Here is a 14,232-nt window from a genome sequence, read left to right as displayed (position 1 = left end):
TGTTACTGTGCTCCGGGCTCGGTCACGAAGGCGATCTTGCCGAGGCCCAGGCGGCTGGCCGAGGACAACAGCTGGGCGACGTGATCGTACTCGGCGTGCTTGTCCACCTGCAGATGGAGTTCCGGCTGCGGCTGACGGGCGGCGGCCCCTTCGAGGCGGCTCTGCAGATCGTCGACGGCGACGCTCTCGCCATTCCACGACAGACTGCCGTCGGCCTTGATGGACAGGTTGATCTTGTCCGGCTTCACGTCTTCCTGCTGGCTGCTGGCCTTGGGTAGATCGAGCTTGACCGCGTGGTTGATCACCGGGACGGTGATGATGAAGATGATCAGCAGAACCAGCATCACGTCCACCAGGGGCGTCATGTTGATCTCCGACATCACCTCGCCATCGTCGTCGAACTGGCTGCTGAAGCTCATTGCGCTTCCTTCCGGGTCGGCAGGGGATGGATGCTGGCCGGGTTCTTGCGGACTTTGCCGCCGGTCACCAGGAAGGCGTGGAGGTCATGGGCGAAGTGCTTGAGGCGGGCCAGGATCTCCTTGTTGCCGCGCACCAGGGCGTTGTAGCCCAGCACGGCGGGAATCGCGACGGCCAGGCCACCGGCGGTCATCACAAGGGATTCGCCCACCGGGCCGGCAACCTTGTCGAGGGTGGCCTGACCAGCGGCGCCGATACCCATCAGCGCGTGATAGATGCCCCACACCGTACCGAACAGGCCAATGAACGGAGCCGTGGCACCGACCGAAGCCAGGATGGACAGCCCGCCCTGCATGCGGCCGGTGGAGTCGTCGATGGACTGGCGCATGGTGCTGGTCAGCCAGTCGTTCAGGTTGAGCACGCCGTGCAGTTCGTTCTGGTGCGTGACGTGATGGGCGACGGCTTCGGTGCTGCGGCTGGCCAGATCGTGGAAGGGGTTCTCGGCGGAGTTCGGGGCCAGCGCCGCCATGCCGGCATCCATGCTGGTGGCGTGCCAGAACTGCTTGGCGGCGGTGCTCATGCGGCGCAGGCTGACGAGGCTCCAGGCCTTGACGAGGATCACCGACCAGGAGGCCAGGGACATCAGCGCCAGGATGATGGCGACACCGTGGGAGACACTGTCACCCTGGGCCCAGATATGGCCGAAACTGAAAGTGGATTCGTTCATGGGAATTCCTTCTTAGGACGCGGGGTTGAGTGTGAAATCGATGGGCACCTTGACGGTGCCGGCAACCGTCTGGTCGCCCTGGCGGGCCGGTACGAAGCGCCAGCTGCGCAGGACGGTGTCGCGGGCGCTTTCGTCGAGGCGCGTGAAGCCGCTGCTCTTGAAGATGCTGACGTCGGTCGGGCGTCCGTCGGCGCCGACCTGCACCTTCAGCAGCACCCGTCCTTCTTCGCCCATGCGGCGGGACAGGCGCGGGTATTCAGGCGCGGGATTGGACAGATAGGCGGCGTCGAAGCGCGGCGGAACGATCGCCACCGGCGCCTCCTTGGCTGGGGCCTGGACGGGCGGCGCCGGAGGCGCCGGCTGGGCGGCAGGAGCGGTGGCCTCGACGGCGTTGGTGGCGGTTGCGGCGGAGGTCAGCGTCGGTTTGCTGGGCGCCACGGTCGGCGGGGCAGGGCGCTGCTTGGCAACGGGTTGCTGCTTGCTGACGGCCGGCTGTTGCTGCGGGCGCGGCTGGGGCGGCGTCGGCTTCGGGGTGTCGGGGGACACGAGGCTGACCGTCATGTACGGCTGCGGCGGCGTGATCGGCGGGGGCGAGCTTTCGAACTGGGAGGCGAACAGGCCCAGCAGTGCCAGGTGCAGAACGACCGCGACGCCGGTGCCCACCATGCTGCGACGCACGGGCAGGGGGTTGTCCTGGCGCGAGAGCATCAGGACAGGGGCGGGCAAGGTTTGTTGCGGGTGAGCCGCCAGGGGCATGGCTGCGTTCATGTCAGTCTCCAGTCGGGCTTGCTTCCTGGCTGGCTTGCGACATGCCCTGGGGCAGGTAGCTGGCTGGCTGAGATTTGACGCATCGATGCACTTCAGACGATCGGCGAAATCGCTCGACTCAAAACCCCGAAATGCAAATGCGAACGATTCCTATTATATGGACACCAAATTCCATCGTCAACGCTTTATCCATGCGGTCTTTGCTGTCTTTTCCCGCGCCATCGGGAATTTTTCCCATGGCGCACAGGCGGACCCTTGCGTAACCTGCGCCCAATCATAAAAAGGGAGACAAGCCTCATCATGCAACACGTCCGTCGTCAGCCAGCCCTATCCGCTTCCGTGCTTCGCCATCACCGCCTGCACCCGCTGGCACTCGCCGTCCTGGCCACATTCGCTGCCAGCGCGCAGGCCGACGACGACACCATCGCCCCGACCGTCGTGGTGGTCGGCCAGACGCCGCTCCCCGGGTTGGAGCTCTCGTTGGAGAAGATCGCGGCGCCGGTGCAGACCGCCACCGACAAGGACATCGAGAAGCGGCGCGCCCTCGATGTATCCCAGTTCATGAACCGCCAGCTCAGCGGCGTGCATGTCAATGAGGTGCAGGGCAATCCCTTCCAGGTGGATGTGAACTACCGGGGCTACACTGCGTCGCCGCTGCTCGGAACGCCGCAGGGGCTGTCGGTTTACGTTGATGGTGTGCGCATCAACCAGCCTTTCGGGGATGTGGTCAGCTGGGATCTGATCCCGAAGGCGGCGATTGCCTCGATGAACATGATGCCGGGCTCCAACCCGTTGTTCGGCCTGAATACCCTGGGCGGTGCGCTGGCCATCCAGACCAAGGAAGGGCGCACCCATCCCGGTACGTCGGTGCAGGTGACGGCGGGCTCCTACGGCCGTCGCTCCGTCGAGTTCGAACACGGTGGTTTCAACGACAAGGGGCTGGAGTGGTATGTCACAGCGAACCAGTTCCACGAGAACGGCTGGCGTACCAATTCACCGTCCGACGTGCGCCAGGCCTTCGGCAAGTTCGGCTGGCAGAGCGCCACCAGCGACCTGGACCTGACCGTGTCCTACGCCGATAACCGCCTCACCGGCAACGGCCTGCAGGAGACCCGTTTCCTCGACCAGGACTACAGCAGCGTTTATACCCAGCCGGACATCACCAAGAACCGCTCCCTGTTCTTGAACCTGACCGGCAAGCACAGTCTGGACGACACGACGCTAGTCTCCGGCAATGTGTATTACCGCAAGATCAATACGTCCACTTACAACGGTGACATCAACGAGGGTTCGCTGGATCAATCGATCTACCAGCCCAGCGCATCGGAACGCGCCACGCTGGCGGCCGCCGGCTACTCCGGTTTTCCCACCAGCGGCGCCAACGCCAGCAACACGCCGTTCCCGTCCTGGCGCTGCATCGCCAACGCGCTGGCCAACGAAGAGCCCAACGAGAAGTGCACTGGGCTCATCAACCGGACCCGCAGCGATCAGGAAAACCTTGGCGTCTCGGGCCAGGCTTCCTTCTCATCCGATCTGCTGGGGCGCCGCAATCTGTTCATCGCCGGAGCCGGCTACGATCAGAGCAATGTGAGCTTCCAGCAGGGCGCCCAGTTTGGATACGTGAACCCGGATCGCACGATCACGCCGGTCAATGCCTTTGCCGATGGTACGCAAAACTCCGAGGATGCCTTCGACTCCCGCGTGAGCCTGAACGGCCACACCCGCACGTGGAGCCTGTTCGCCACCGACACCCTGTCCATCAACGACTACTGGCATGCGACGCTTTCCGGCCGCTACAACCGGACGACGGTGAAGAACCGGGACAATCTCAATCCCGGCGGTGGTGCCGACTCGCTGGATGGCAATCACGTCTTCGACCGCTTCAATCCCGCGGTGGGGTTGAGTTTCGCGCCGTCCCGCGCGTGGAACGCCTATGCCGGCTACAGCGAGGGCAGCCGCACGCCCACGGCGATCGAGTTGGGCTGTGCCAACCCGGACAACCCCTGCAAGCTCCCGAATGCGATGGCGGGCGATCCGCCGCTCAAGCAGGTCGTGACCAAGACCTGGGACGTGGGCATGCGCGGCCGGATCGGTTCGGCCAGCCGCTGGAATGTCGGCCTGTTCCGCTCCGACAACCACGATGACATCCTGTTCGTCGCCGACCAGCAGGCGGGTTACGGCTACTTCAAGAATTTTGGCCAGACCCGTCGGCAGGGTGTGGAAGCCGGCGGCAGCACCCGCATCGGGCCGCTCAGCCTGGCCCTCAACTACACTTATCTGGACGCCACCTACCGCACTGCCGAGACCGTCGGCGCCGCCGGCAACAGCACCAACAGCGCCGGCCCGGGCCTTGAAGGCACGGTGGACATCAAGCCGGGCGACCGCATCCCGCTGATTCCGAAGCACATGGTCAAGGCGTCGGCCGATTACGAATTTGGCGAGGCGCTGTCGCTAGGGCTGGACCTGATCGGGGTGTCGGGCTCCTACGCGCGGGGCAACGAGAACAATCAGCACCAGCTGGATGGCGTCTATTACCTGGGCAGCGGCAAGTCCAGCGGCTACACGGTCACCAATCTGACCGCGAACTACAAGGTCAATCGCAAGGTGCAGCTGTTCGGGCAGATCAACAACCTGTTCGACCGGGAATACAGCACTGCGGCCCAACTCGGTGCCACGGGTTTCTCGAGCACTGGCGGTATCGTGGCGCGGCCCTTCCCGGCGGTGGGCGGCGAGTACCCGCTGGTGAGCTCCACCTTCCTGGCTCCCGGTGCACCGCGCACCCTGTGGGTCGGTATCCGCTACAGCCTGTAATCGCCAGCCTCGCGTGCGGCAGATGGGTCGTGAAACGGCTCGTCTGCCGCTTTGCCGTGGCGGAGGGTGTGTCCTTGTATGGCGGCCCAGGGGCTGGCACGCGAAACCACGCTTCCACGAACTCCCCAAAAGCTGGCAGGATTCGGCCGATTCATGCCGCCGTCGGAAGTGCGCTCGTCTGACCGCCGCGGCTGCTGCATTGCAAACCCGGCTGAGTTTTCATCGCATGACCTTCAACGCAATTGCCCCCATCGTCCGGCCCAGCGCGCCGGAAACACCATGAGCGCACGCCTGCGCGTGGTGCTCGCGGACGATCATTCTGTCGTCCGAACCGGCTACCGGCGTCTGCTGGAGCTTGAGACCGACATGGAGGTCGTCGCCGATTTCGGCGATGCGGATTCCGTCTGTCAATGGTTCGCCGACCACTCGGCCGACGTGCTGGTCCTCGATCTGTCGATGCCCGGCCGCGGCGGCCTGGAGACGCTGGCACGGGTCAAGGTACGCCAGCCCGGGCTCAGGGTGCTGATCTTCTCGATGCACGATAGCGCCTCGATGGTCGGCCAGGCCCTGCGTGCTGGCGCGGACGGCTACCTGACCAAGAGCAGCGAGCCGGATGCGCTCATCGAGGCGGTGCGGCGGGTTTCGCGTGGAGAGCAGGCGCTGGCGCCGGAAATCGCCGAGGCGCTGTTGTCGGATGCTCGGCACGCCCCACATCTGGCCCTGTCGCCGCGGGAGTTCGAGATCTTCAGGTTGCTGGCTGCCGGACGTACGGTGGAGGAGATTGCGGTCCGGCTCTTCCTGAGCATCAAGACGGTGGCCAATTACCAGACCGCCATCCGCCAGAAAACCGGGCTGAACACTGCGCTCGACATGTACCGGCACGCCGAGGCCCACAGGCTGCTCGGCGATACGGAATAAAGCGGAAAGAGGGAGGAGAGGCCAGCGGAAGGGCGAGGCCGCCGTCCCGCTGCGACATCAGTGGTGGATGTCTTCCAGGCTGGCGACGGAATCGAACTCGCGCTGGTTGGCTTCGTGGCGGAGCTTTACGAGGTACATGGTTCCCGCCACGAACAGGCCGAAAGCCACGACTACCGTGCTGATCGAGAAGCCGGAGCGGATCAGGAAGGCATACAGCCCGGTCATCACCAGGATGGAGAGGTTCTCGTTGAAGTTCTGCACGGCGATGGAGTGACCCGCGCCCATCAGGATGTGACCGCGATGCTGCAGAAGGGCGTTCATCGGCACCACGAAGAAGCCGGACAGCGCGCCGATCAGGACCATCAGCGCCATGGCCAGGTTCATGTCGGTCACAAAGATCATCACATTGACGATGATGCCCATGATGATGCCGAGCGGGATCACGCGTACCGAGGCCTTCATCGTGATCATCTTGGCCGCCATCACGGCGCCGATCGCCACGCCGACGGCCACGACGCCCTGCAGCATCGATGCCCGTGACAGATCGAGGTGCAGCGCCTGTTCCGCCCACTTGATCACGATGAACTGCAGCGTGGCGCCGGCGCCCCAGAACAGCGTCGTGGTGGCCAGGGAGATCTGCCCCAGCTTGTCGCGCCACAGCAGCTTCAGGCAGTGATTGAAGTCGTGCAGCAGATAGACGGGATTCTTGCGAAGGACCTTGTGGTCCACGCCGGTGTCGGGCACCTTGAGGTTGAACAGCGCGGCGGTCAGGTAGAGCAGGCCGACGATGGTCAACGCCATTTCGGGGACGGTGTCGATGCCGGTGTCCACATAAGGCAGATCAAGGCCCAACAGCGTCTGGGAAATGGCCGGCTTGATCAGCATGCCACCCACCAGGGTGCCAAGAATGATCGCACCGACCGTGAGCCCTTCGATCCAGCCGTTGGCGACCACCAGCAGCCTGTGCGGCAGGTACTCGGTGAGAATCCCGTACTTGGCCGGCGAATAAGCCGCCGCGCCCAGGCCGACGATGGCGTACGCCGCCAGCGGATGCAGGCCGAAGAACATTGACGCGCAGCCGAGTATCTTGATGGTGTTGCTGATCAGCATCACCCGCCACTTGGGCATGGAGTCGGCAAAGGCGCCAACGAAGGCGGCCAGGAGCACGTAGGACAGCGTGAAGAAAAGCTTGAGGAGCGGCTCGTATTCCTGCGGGGCTTGCATCTCCCGAAGTACGTAGATCGAGGCGATCAACAAGGCATTGTCGGCCAGCGCAGAGAAGAACTGCGCCGCCATGATCATGTAGAAACCGAAAGGCATCGCTGGGATACGAGAGCGCGGTGATTTATTTTTTGGACCGCGCTTTATACCACGAAGGTTGTGACCTCTTCTGGCGACTGGATCAATGTTGTGATCCAATAGGGTGTACATAAACCGGATTTATGAGCCATGGCTGATCGTCGACTTCAAGTGTTCCACGCGGTTGCCCGCCACGGATCTTTCACACGCGCTGCAGAAGCGCTGTTCATGACGCAACCGGCCGTCACCTTCCAGATCAAGCAGCTGGAAGAGCAGTTCAATACACGCCTGTTCGACCGCGGGCATGGCCGGGTGCTCCTGACCGCCGCGGGCGAGCTGGTGATGGCCTACGCAGAGCGGATCCTCGGTCTCACCGAGGAGCTGGAGTCACGCGTGTCCGAACTGACCGACGAACTATCGGGGGTGCTCCATCTGGGCACCAGCACGACCATCGCTGGTTACTGGCTGCCTTTTCTGCTTGAAGGCTTCAAGCGGCGCTATCCGCGGGTGATCCCGAGGGTGTCGGTGGGTAATTCCCAGCTCATCGAATCCCGCGTGATGGACCGCAACCTCGACGTGGGCCTCATCGAGATCGTCACCGAGCAATCGACGCTCGATCGGCGCGGTGCCGGGCAGGACGAACTGCAGCTGATCGTCGCGCCGGATCACATGCTGGCGCGGGAACTCAGTGTGCGTGCCGAGCAGATCGCCCCGCATCCGCTGATCCACCGCGAGCCGGGCAATGCAATAAGGGATCTGGTGGACCAGTTCTTCGCATCGGCCGGGATTCCCTATGAGGATCTCAATGTTGCGGCAGAACTCGGCAGCCTTTCGTCAGTCAAGCATCTGGTTGCCCAGGGCTTTGGCGTTGCCATCGCGTCCAAGGCGGCGATCCAGAGCGCAGTGAAGGCCGGGCGGTTGGTTGGCATTCCGCTCGAACCCCGCCTGCACACGCCACTGGAGGTGATCCTGCTGAAGGACAAGTTCCGCTCCCGCCTGGTCAATACCTTTGCCGATTTCGTCACCGAGGAGATCGGCCGCCTCGCATCGTCAAGAAACAACTGAAAAACCACCATGCCCCGTCCGATACGTGCCTCGATCAACCTTGAGGCCTTGCGTCACAACTATCAGCTCGCAAAGAACCGCTCCGGTAACGCCAAGGCGTTTGCTGTCATCAAGGCCAACGCCTACGGGCACGGACTGGCCAACGCGCTTGCCGCCTTCGGCGACATTGCCAATGGGTTCGCCTTGCTGGATATTGAAGAGGCACGCAAGCTGAGGGAGGCGGGGCTGAAGCAGCCGATCGCGCTGCTGGAGGGGTTTTTCGAGCCGGCGGATCTGGCCGACGTGGTGGCGCTTGGGCTGACCCCGGCGATCCACTGCGAGGCCCAGCTCAAGATGCTGGAGCGGGCCAGCCTGGATGCGCCCATCGACGTGCTGCTGAAGATCAATTCCGGCATGAACCGCCTCGGTTTCACCGCCGACAACTTCGCTGCGGCGCTGGCCCGGCTGCAGGCCTTGTCGTGCATCCGCTCCATCACGCCGATGACCCACTTTGCCCGCGCTGATGACGAGGTGGGGATTACCGCCCAACTCGGCGTGTTCCGCGCCCTGACCGGCGGCCTCGACCTGCCGGTCAGCCTGGCCAATTCGGCTGCGCTGCTGCGGTTTCCCGAGGCCGCTGGGCAGATCACCCGCCCGGGCATCATCCTGTATGGCGGTTCGCCGATGCCGGACCTGCAGACCGCCGAGGCCATCGGCCTGCGTCCGGTGATGACGCTGAGCAGCGAGATCATCAGTACGCAGAACATCCAGGCCCGGGACAAGGTCGGCTACGGCGGCACCTTCACGGCGGATGGGCTGATGCGTATCGGCACCGTCGCTTGCGGATACGCTGACGGCTATCCGCGCCATGCTCCGACCGGCACACCGATCCTGGTCGGCGGGCGGCGGACCCGCGTGCTCGGCCGCGTGTCGATGGACATGCTGGCCTGCGACCTGACCCATCTAGAGGAGGCCGGCGTCGGCACGCCGGTCACCCTGTGGGGCGAAGGCCTGGCGGCGGACGAGGTGGCCACGGCCGCCGGAACGATCAGCTACGAGTTGTTCTGTGCATTGGCGCCGCGCGTGCCGGTGCAGGTGAAGGGCCTGGATCGCTGATGGCCAAGGTCAAGACGGTGCACGTGTGCACCGAGTGCGGCGGCAAGTCCCCGCGCTGGCAGGGGCAATGCCCGCATTGCAGTGCGTGGAACACGCTGGTCGAATCCGTCGTCGAGCCGGAGGCGCCGGTCGCCAAGCGCTTCGCCGCGCTGGCCGGGGATTCCGGCCGGCTGCAGACGCTGGCCGACATCCAGCCGAAGGAATCGGCGCGGGTCCCGACCGGCATCGAGGAGTTCGACCGTGTGCTCGGCGGCGGCCTGGTGCCCGGTGGTGTCGTGCTGATCGGCGGCGACCCCGGCATCGGCAAGTCCACCTTGTTGCTGCAGGCTTTGGCCCTGTTGTCGGGCCACCTGCGGGCGCTGTATGTGAGCGGCGAGGAGTCTGCCGAGCAGGTGGCGCTGCGGGCCGCCCGGTTGCAACTCGACGCGCGCGGGCTGCAGCTGCTGCCGGAAATCAATCTCGAACGCATCCTGGGAAGCCTGCGGGACGTCAAGCCCGATGTGGCGGTGATCGACTCGATCCAGACCATCTACTCGGAAACCCTGGGCTCGGCTCCCGGCTCCGTCGCGCAGGTGCGCGAATGCGCGGCCCAGCTGACCCGTTTCGCCAAGCAGGGCGGCGGCACGCTGATCATGGTCGGCCACGTGACCAAGGACGGCACGCTGGCCGGGCCGCGCGTGCTCGAGCACATCGTCGATACCGTGCTGTATTTCGAAGGTGACACCCACTCCAGCTTCCGCCTGGTGCGTGCCTTCAAGAACCGCTTCGGCGCGGTGAATGAGCTGGGCGTATTCGCGATGACCGAGAAGGGGCTGAAAGGGGTGTCCAACCCGTCGGCGATCTTCCTGTCCCAGCACGGGCAGCAGGTGTCGGGCTCCTGCGTGCTGGTCACGCAAGAGGGTACACGGCCGCTGCTGGTGGAGATCCAGGCTCTGGTGGACAGCGCCCACAGCCCCAGCCCGCGGCGCCTGTCTGTCGGTCTGGAGCAGAACCGGCTGGCTATGCTGCTGGCCGTGCTCCATCGTCACGCCGGCGTGGTGTGCTTCGACCAGGATGTGTTCGTCAATGCGGTCGGCGGCGTCAAGATCACCGAGCCTGCGGCGGACCTGGCGGTGCTGCTGGCAATCGTCTCCTCGCTGACCAACCGGCCGCTGCCGGCGCAGCTGGTGGTGTTCGGCGAAGTGGGCCTGGCCGGTGAAATCCGCCCGGCGCCACGGGGTCAGGAGCGCCTGAAGGAGTCGGCCAAGCTCGGCTTCACGATGGCGCTGGTGCCCAAGGCCAACGCGCCGAAGCAGGACATCCCTGGCATGCAGGTGATCGCCGTGGACCGCATCGACGAGGCCCTTGAGCGCCTGAAGGAGCTCGCAGACACCTGACGGCCCGTTTGCAGGCCCCGAAATCTGCTGAAAAGCGCGTAAAACCTTGAGATTCGTGCCACAGGCGGAAAAGAGCAGGGTAAGCTACCGCCCGCGGGTGTGTAGAGCGCTGCAGGCGCGAAGCGTCACCTGTTGCAGCTCCTGTATCCACCCATTTCTTTCACTACAAAAGACGAGCTATGAACAAGACTGAACTGATCGATGCACTGGCTGGCAAGAGTGGTCTCACCAAAGCCGACGCCGGCCGCGCTGTGGACAGCCTCACCGAAATCATCACCGAAACCCTGGCCAAGGGTGAGAGCGTGACCCTCGTCGGTTTCGGCACCTTCGCCGTTGGCGAGCGCGCCGCCCGCGTGGGCCGCAACCCCCAGACCGGCGCGGAGATCCAGATCGCTGCTTCCAAGCAGCCGAAGTTCTCTGCTGGCTCCAAGCTGAAGGACGCGGTCAACAAGTAAGCCGTCCGTCGCGTGCCCGGGCACGCAAGGCAGTACCCAAGTGGCGACTCCGGTGGAGCCGCCACTTTGCGTTTCAGGGGCGTAAAAAAACACCACCCGTGGGTGGTGTTTTTCAATGGACGGATGCGTGATCAGCGGGTCACGATGGGCGAAGCGCCGCTGCGGTTGCGCATGGCAACCTGAGCGCTGCCGGAGAGCAGGTCGACTTCGTCGGCGACGATGCGTGCCGCCTCGTCGAGCAGCAGGTCCTTGACGTCCTTGCGCGCTTTCTCGGCCGCCAGATCGGCCGCCAGACTGCGTTCGCCGGACTGCAGGCCGTCGTCCCGCAGTGCGGCCAGCTTGCCCTTCAGATCGCCTTTTTCGCGCTGCTTGAGGCGGTTCTCCCGAACATCCTTCTCCTTGCGGCGCTCGGCTTCGTTGAGCGAGATCGACTTGCTTTCCCGCTGCCGGCGGACGTCGGCGATATCGTCCAGCAGGCTCTGGAAATCCTTGTCGGCGGCGGTACGTGCCTGATAGCGGGTCTGCAGCGCCGGGATCACGTCCTTCAGGTTGCCCGCCGGCTTGAAGCTGGCGGCGTCGATCTGCACCCAGGGCAGGGCGTTGTCGTAGCTCGACTCACCGTAGTTCTCCGTGTCGGAAGCGGACGGGAAGCGGATGTCTGGCGTCACGCCCTTGAGCTGCGTCGTTCCACCGTTGATGCGGAAGAACTGGGCGACGGTCATCTTCAGCTCACCGAACTTCGGCTTGCTGTTCTTGGCGATCTCGTCGAGGTTGACCAGCGTCTGCACCGTTCCCTTGCCGAAGCTCGGTTCGCCGATGATCGGCGCGCGGCCGTAGTCCTGCAGTGCGGCGGCGAAGATCTCGGAGGCTGACGCCGACGCCCGGTTGATCAGCACGGCCATCGGGCCGTCCCAGGCCGTACCGGCATTCTCGTCGCTCTCGACGCCGATCTTGCCGTCCGTGCGGCGCTGCTGCACGACCGGCCCCTTGTCGATGAACAAGCCGGTGAGCTCCACCGCCTCATGCAGCGAGCCGCCGCCGTTGTTGCGCAGGTCGATCAGCAGGCCGTCCACCTTGTCTTTCTTGAGCTCCTCTATCAGGCGGGTGACGTCGCGGCTGGCGCTGCGGTAGTCCTTGTCGCCCTTGCGGCGGCCTTCGAAGTCCTCATAGAAGGTCGGCAGCGTGATGACGCCGATGCGGCGGGCGTTGGCGCCCTCGCCGGACTTGATCACGCTCTTCTTTGCCGCCTGCTCCTCCAGCTTGATCTTGTCCCGCACCAGCGAAACCAGCTTGTGCTTGCCGTCAGGACCGGCGTCGGCAGGCAGGATGTCCAGCGTGACCTTGGTGTCCTTGGTGCCGCGGATCAGCTTGACCACTTCATCGACCCGCGACCCGACCACATCCGCCGGCGCACTCTCCGCCTGGCCAACACCCACGATGCGGTCGCCGACGGCGAGCTTGCCGGAGCGGGCCGCTGGGCCGCCGGGCACCAGCTCGCGGATCGTGATGTAGTCGTCCCGCTCCTGCAGCACCGCGCCGATCCCCACCAGTGACAGGCGCATGGAGATGTCGAAATCGTCCGATGCGCTGCGCCCCAGGTAATTGGTATGGGGCTCGATGGACATCGCGAAGGCGTTCATGAAGATCTGGAACACGTCGTCGCTCTTGTTCTTCGACGCGCGGGCCAGATAGTTGTCGTAACGCTTGATGAGGGTTTCGCGGATCGACTTGTCGTCCTTGCCGGCCAGCTTGAGGCGCAGCCAGTCGTTCTTGACCCGCTTGCGCCACAGGTCCTGCACCTCGGCTTCGTCCTTTGGCCAGGGCGCCTTGTCGCGCATGTAGGGGTAGCTTTCGTTGACGCTGAAATCGAAGTTCTGGTTAAGCAGCTCGCGAGCCTTCTTCAGGCGCTCGGCGGAGCGTTGTTCGTAGCGCTGGAAGATTGCGAAGGGGATGGCCAGGTTGCCACGCTGGATCGCGTCGTCGAGCAGGTTTCGCGCATCGGAGAAGGAGTCGATGTCAGCTTGGGTGAAATACAGGCGCTCGGGATCCAGGGATTTCAGATAGCGATTGAAGATCTTTTCGGACAGCGCATCGTCGAGGGGCTGCGCCTTGTAGTGATAGCGCCCGAGCAACTGGGCGCTCAGATACGCGGTCTGGGCCTGCTCGGTGGTCGGGACAAGGCGCTGCGCAGCCGGGGCCTCCAGGGCTGTCGCCGGTGCCGAAAGCAGGACTGGCGTGGCGAAGGCGAGGGCCAGCAGGGACCGGATCAGGCGGATTTTCACTGTATTACTCCAGGAATGCGGGTGTTGCGAAAGGGGACAAAGCTACATGCTTCCATAAGCTCCGTCGACAGGAGAAAGCGGAAGATGTTCGTAAAGTTAAGCCAATTTTGGCGAGAATCTGTGTCGCGTGAACTTCTGCGACGCCACGCACTCACTTCGAATGGGTATGCACCGAGGCCCTTAACGATGAAGCCACTCATTTCCCTGGAGGACAGTCCAATGAATCAGGAAAGCTTCTGGAGCAAGCGTTATCAGGACGCCGGCGAAGATTATCTGTTCGGCACCGAACCCAACCGCTTTCTGGCCCGGCGGGCAGAGCGCCTGCAGGATGGCAGCCGTGCGCTGTCGGTTGCCGACGGGGAGGGGCGGAACTCGGTGTGGCTGGCCGAGCAGGGGCTGGACGTGACGGCCATCGAGATCTCCGCTGTCGCTGTTGAAAAGGCCCGCCGCCTGGCCGCGGGCAAAAAGCTGGATGTACGCTTCCTGCAGGCCGACATGCTGGCGCCGGCGTGGTCACCGGCTGAATTCCAGGCGCACTTCGACTGGGTCGTCGGCATCTTCATCCAGTTCGTCGGTCCCGAGTGGCGGGAGCGGCAATTCGAGGTCATGAAACAGATGACCCGGCCCGGCGGGCGGATCCTGCTCCAGGGCTATACACCGAAGCAGCTCGAATACGGTACGGGAGGTCCTTCGGCGGTGGAAAACCTCTACACCGAAGAAGTCCTGCGGGAGGCCTTCAGCGGCTGGGAAATCGAGGAGCTCGTCGAATATGAAGAGGAGATCACCGAAGGCAGCGGGCACAAAGGGCGCTCAGCGCTGATAGGCCTGATCGCTCGCAAGCCTCCCGCAGCAGGCTGAGCAACAACCCAGGATGGGTATTTCACTATGAAGTCGTGAAATACCCTAAGCGAAACGGGTTTAGTATTCAGGTTGATTCATGAACGATAAACGTGGAGCCTGATCGGCCGCTAACGGGTCATACGGCCGCTTTGCCTTGGTGCGACGCGAGCAGGGGTAAG

General features: G+C 64.1%; 12 protein-coding genes. 7 read left to right on the top strand and 5 right to left on the bottom strand.

Annotated features, from left to right (window positions below; all coding sequences use genetic code 11):
- Positions 1-2: 2 nt before the first annotated feature.
- The 3 genes from AC3QL2_RS24080 to AC3QL2_RS24070 are packed head-to-tail and all read right to left on the bottom strand — an operon-like array spanning position 3 to position 1,912.
- Positions 3-419 (bottom strand): ExbD/TolR family protein, encoded by a 417-nt coding sequence (locus AC3QL2_RS24080; protein WP_493234910.1) that lies wholly within the window; start codon positions 417-419, stop codon positions 3-5.
- The gene (locus AC3QL2_RS24075; protein WP_493234912.1) at positions 416-1,144 is read right to left on the bottom strand and encodes a MotA/TolQ/ExbB proton channel family protein; all 729 of its coding nucleotides are present in this window, start codon (positions 1,142-1,144) and stop codon (positions 416-418) included. The genes AC3QL2_RS24080 and AC3QL2_RS24075 overlap by 4 nt, the downstream gene beginning before the upstream one ends.
- Positions 1,145-1,156: 12 nt before the next feature.
- Complete coding sequence (locus tag AC3QL2_RS24070; protein WP_493234914.1) at positions 1,157-1,912, bottom strand: energy transducer TonB; 756 nt, start codon at positions 1,910-1,912, stop codon at positions 1,157-1,159.
- 300 nt (positions 1,913-2,212) lie between these two features.
- Between AC3QL2_RS24070 and AC3QL2_RS24065 the strand changes: the two genes are divergently transcribed.
- Both AC3QL2_RS24065 and AC3QL2_RS24060 read left to right on the top strand, forming a co-directional pair.
- Complete coding sequence (locus tag AC3QL2_RS24065) at positions 2,213-4,723, top strand: TonB-dependent receptor (protein ID WP_493234916.1); 2,511 nt, start codon at positions 2,213-2,215, stop codon at positions 4,721-4,723.
- Positions 4,724-5,002: 279 nt separating this feature from the next.
- Positions 5,003-5,641 (top strand): response regulator, encoded by a 639-nt coding sequence (locus AC3QL2_RS24060; protein WP_493234917.1) that lies wholly within the window; start codon positions 5,003-5,005, stop codon positions 5,639-5,641.
- Positions 5,642-5,698: 57 nt separating this feature from the next.
- On the opposite strand, the gene lplT is transcribed toward AC3QL2_RS24060, so the two are convergent.
- Positions 5,699-6,961 carry a lysophospholipid transporter LplT gene (gene lplT / locus AC3QL2_RS24055; protein WP_493234919.1) on the bottom strand — a complete coding sequence of 421 codons (1,263 nt, stop codon included), beginning with the start codon at positions 6,959-6,961 and terminating at the stop codon, positions 5,699-5,701.
- A 129-nt stretch (positions 6,962-7,090) separates the two neighbouring features.
- Between lplT and AC3QL2_RS24050 the strand changes: the two genes are divergently transcribed.
- The 4 genes from AC3QL2_RS24050 to AC3QL2_RS24035 all read left to right on the top strand — a co-directional run bounded on the left by AC3QL2_RS24050 (position 7,091) and on the right by AC3QL2_RS24035 (position 10,931).
- Entirely contained in the window at positions 7,091-8,005 is a 915-nt protein-coding gene (locus AC3QL2_RS24050) for a LysR family transcriptional regulator (RefSeq protein ID WP_493234920.1), read from the top strand.
- A gap of 9 nt (positions 8,006-8,014) precedes the next feature.
- On the top strand, positions 8,015-9,100 hold the full coding sequence (gene alr / locus AC3QL2_RS24045) for an alanine racemase (RefSeq protein ID WP_493234922.1): 1,086 nt from the start codon (positions 8,015-8,017) through the stop codon (positions 9,098-9,100).
- The gene (gene radA / locus AC3QL2_RS24040; RefSeq protein WP_493234924.1) at positions 9,100-10,476 is read left to right on the top strand and encodes a DNA repair protein RadA; all 1,377 of its coding nucleotides are present in this window, start codon (positions 9,100-9,102) and stop codon (positions 10,474-10,476) included. The genes alr and radA overlap by 1 nt, the downstream gene beginning before the upstream one ends.
- A gap of 179 nt (positions 10,477-10,655) precedes the next feature.
- Positions 10,656-10,931, top strand: coding sequence for an HU family DNA-binding protein (locus AC3QL2_RS24035; RefSeq protein ID WP_079433745.1), 276 nt, complete (start codon positions 10,656-10,658; stop codon positions 10,929-10,931).
- 131 nt (positions 10,932-11,062) lie between these two features.
- On the opposite strand, the gene AC3QL2_RS24030 is transcribed toward AC3QL2_RS24035, so the two are convergent.
- Positions 11,063-13,213: a carboxy terminal-processing peptidase gene (locus AC3QL2_RS24030; protein ID WP_493234926.1), complete on the bottom strand. Its 2,151-nt coding sequence runs from the start codon at positions 13,211-13,213 to the stop codon at positions 11,063-11,065.
- A gap of 219 nt (positions 13,214-13,432) precedes the next feature.
- Here AC3QL2_RS24030 and AC3QL2_RS24025 point away from each other — a divergent pair, with 219 nt between their 5' ends.
- Positions 13,433-14,071: an SAM-dependent methyltransferase gene (locus tag AC3QL2_RS24025; RefSeq protein ID WP_493234927.1), complete on the top strand. Its 639-nt coding sequence runs from the start codon at positions 13,433-13,435 to the stop codon at positions 14,069-14,071.
- Positions 14,072-14,232 lie beyond the last annotated feature (161 nt).

The organism is Zoogloea sp. GW822-FHT05C07 (genome assembly GCF_058800215.1).
This window is presented reverse-complemented; position numbering and strand designations above follow the sequence as displayed.

Excerpts from the sequence above, each read along its gene's own strand:
- AC3QL2_RS24080 (WP_493234910.1), bottom strand. The coding sequence starts at position 419 with ATGAGCTTCAGCAGCCAGTTCGACGACGATGGCGAGGTGATGTCGGAG.
- AC3QL2_RS24075 (WP_493234912.1), bottom strand. The coding sequence starts at position 1,144 with ATGAACGAATCCACTTTCAGTTTCGGCCATATCTGGGCCCAGGGTGAC.
- AC3QL2_RS24070 (WP_493234914.1), bottom strand. The coding sequence starts at position 1,912 with ATGAACGCAGCCATGCCCCTGGCGGCTCACCCGCAACAAACCTTGCCC.
- AC3QL2_RS24065 (WP_493234916.1), top strand. The coding sequence starts at position 2,213 with ATGCAACACGTCCGTCGTCAGCCAGCCCTATCCGCTTCCGTGCTTCGC.
- AC3QL2_RS24060 (WP_493234917.1), top strand. The coding sequence starts at position 5,003 with ATGAGCGCACGCCTGCGCGTGGTGCTCGCGGACGATCATTCTGTCGTC.
- lplT (WP_493234919.1), bottom strand. The coding sequence starts at position 6,961 with ATGCCTTTCGGTTTCTACATGATCATGGCGGCGCAGTTCTTCTCTGCG.
- AC3QL2_RS24050 (WP_493234920.1), top strand. The coding sequence starts at position 7,091 with ATGGCTGATCGTCGACTTCAAGTGTTCCACGCGGTTGCCCGCCACGGA.
- alr (WP_493234922.1), top strand. The coding sequence starts at position 8,015 with ATGCCCCGTCCGATACGTGCCTCGATCAACCTTGAGGCCTTGCGTCAC.
- radA (WP_493234924.1), top strand. The coding sequence starts at position 9,100 with ATGGCCAAGGTCAAGACGGTGCACGTGTGCACCGAGTGCGGCGGCAAG.
- AC3QL2_RS24035 (WP_079433745.1), top strand. The coding sequence starts at position 10,656 with ATGAACAAGACTGAACTGATCGATGCACTGGCTGGCAAGAGTGGTCTC.
- AC3QL2_RS24025 (WP_493234927.1), top strand. The coding sequence starts at position 13,433 with ATGAATCAGGAAAGCTTCTGGAGCAAGCGTTATCAGGACGCCGGCGAA.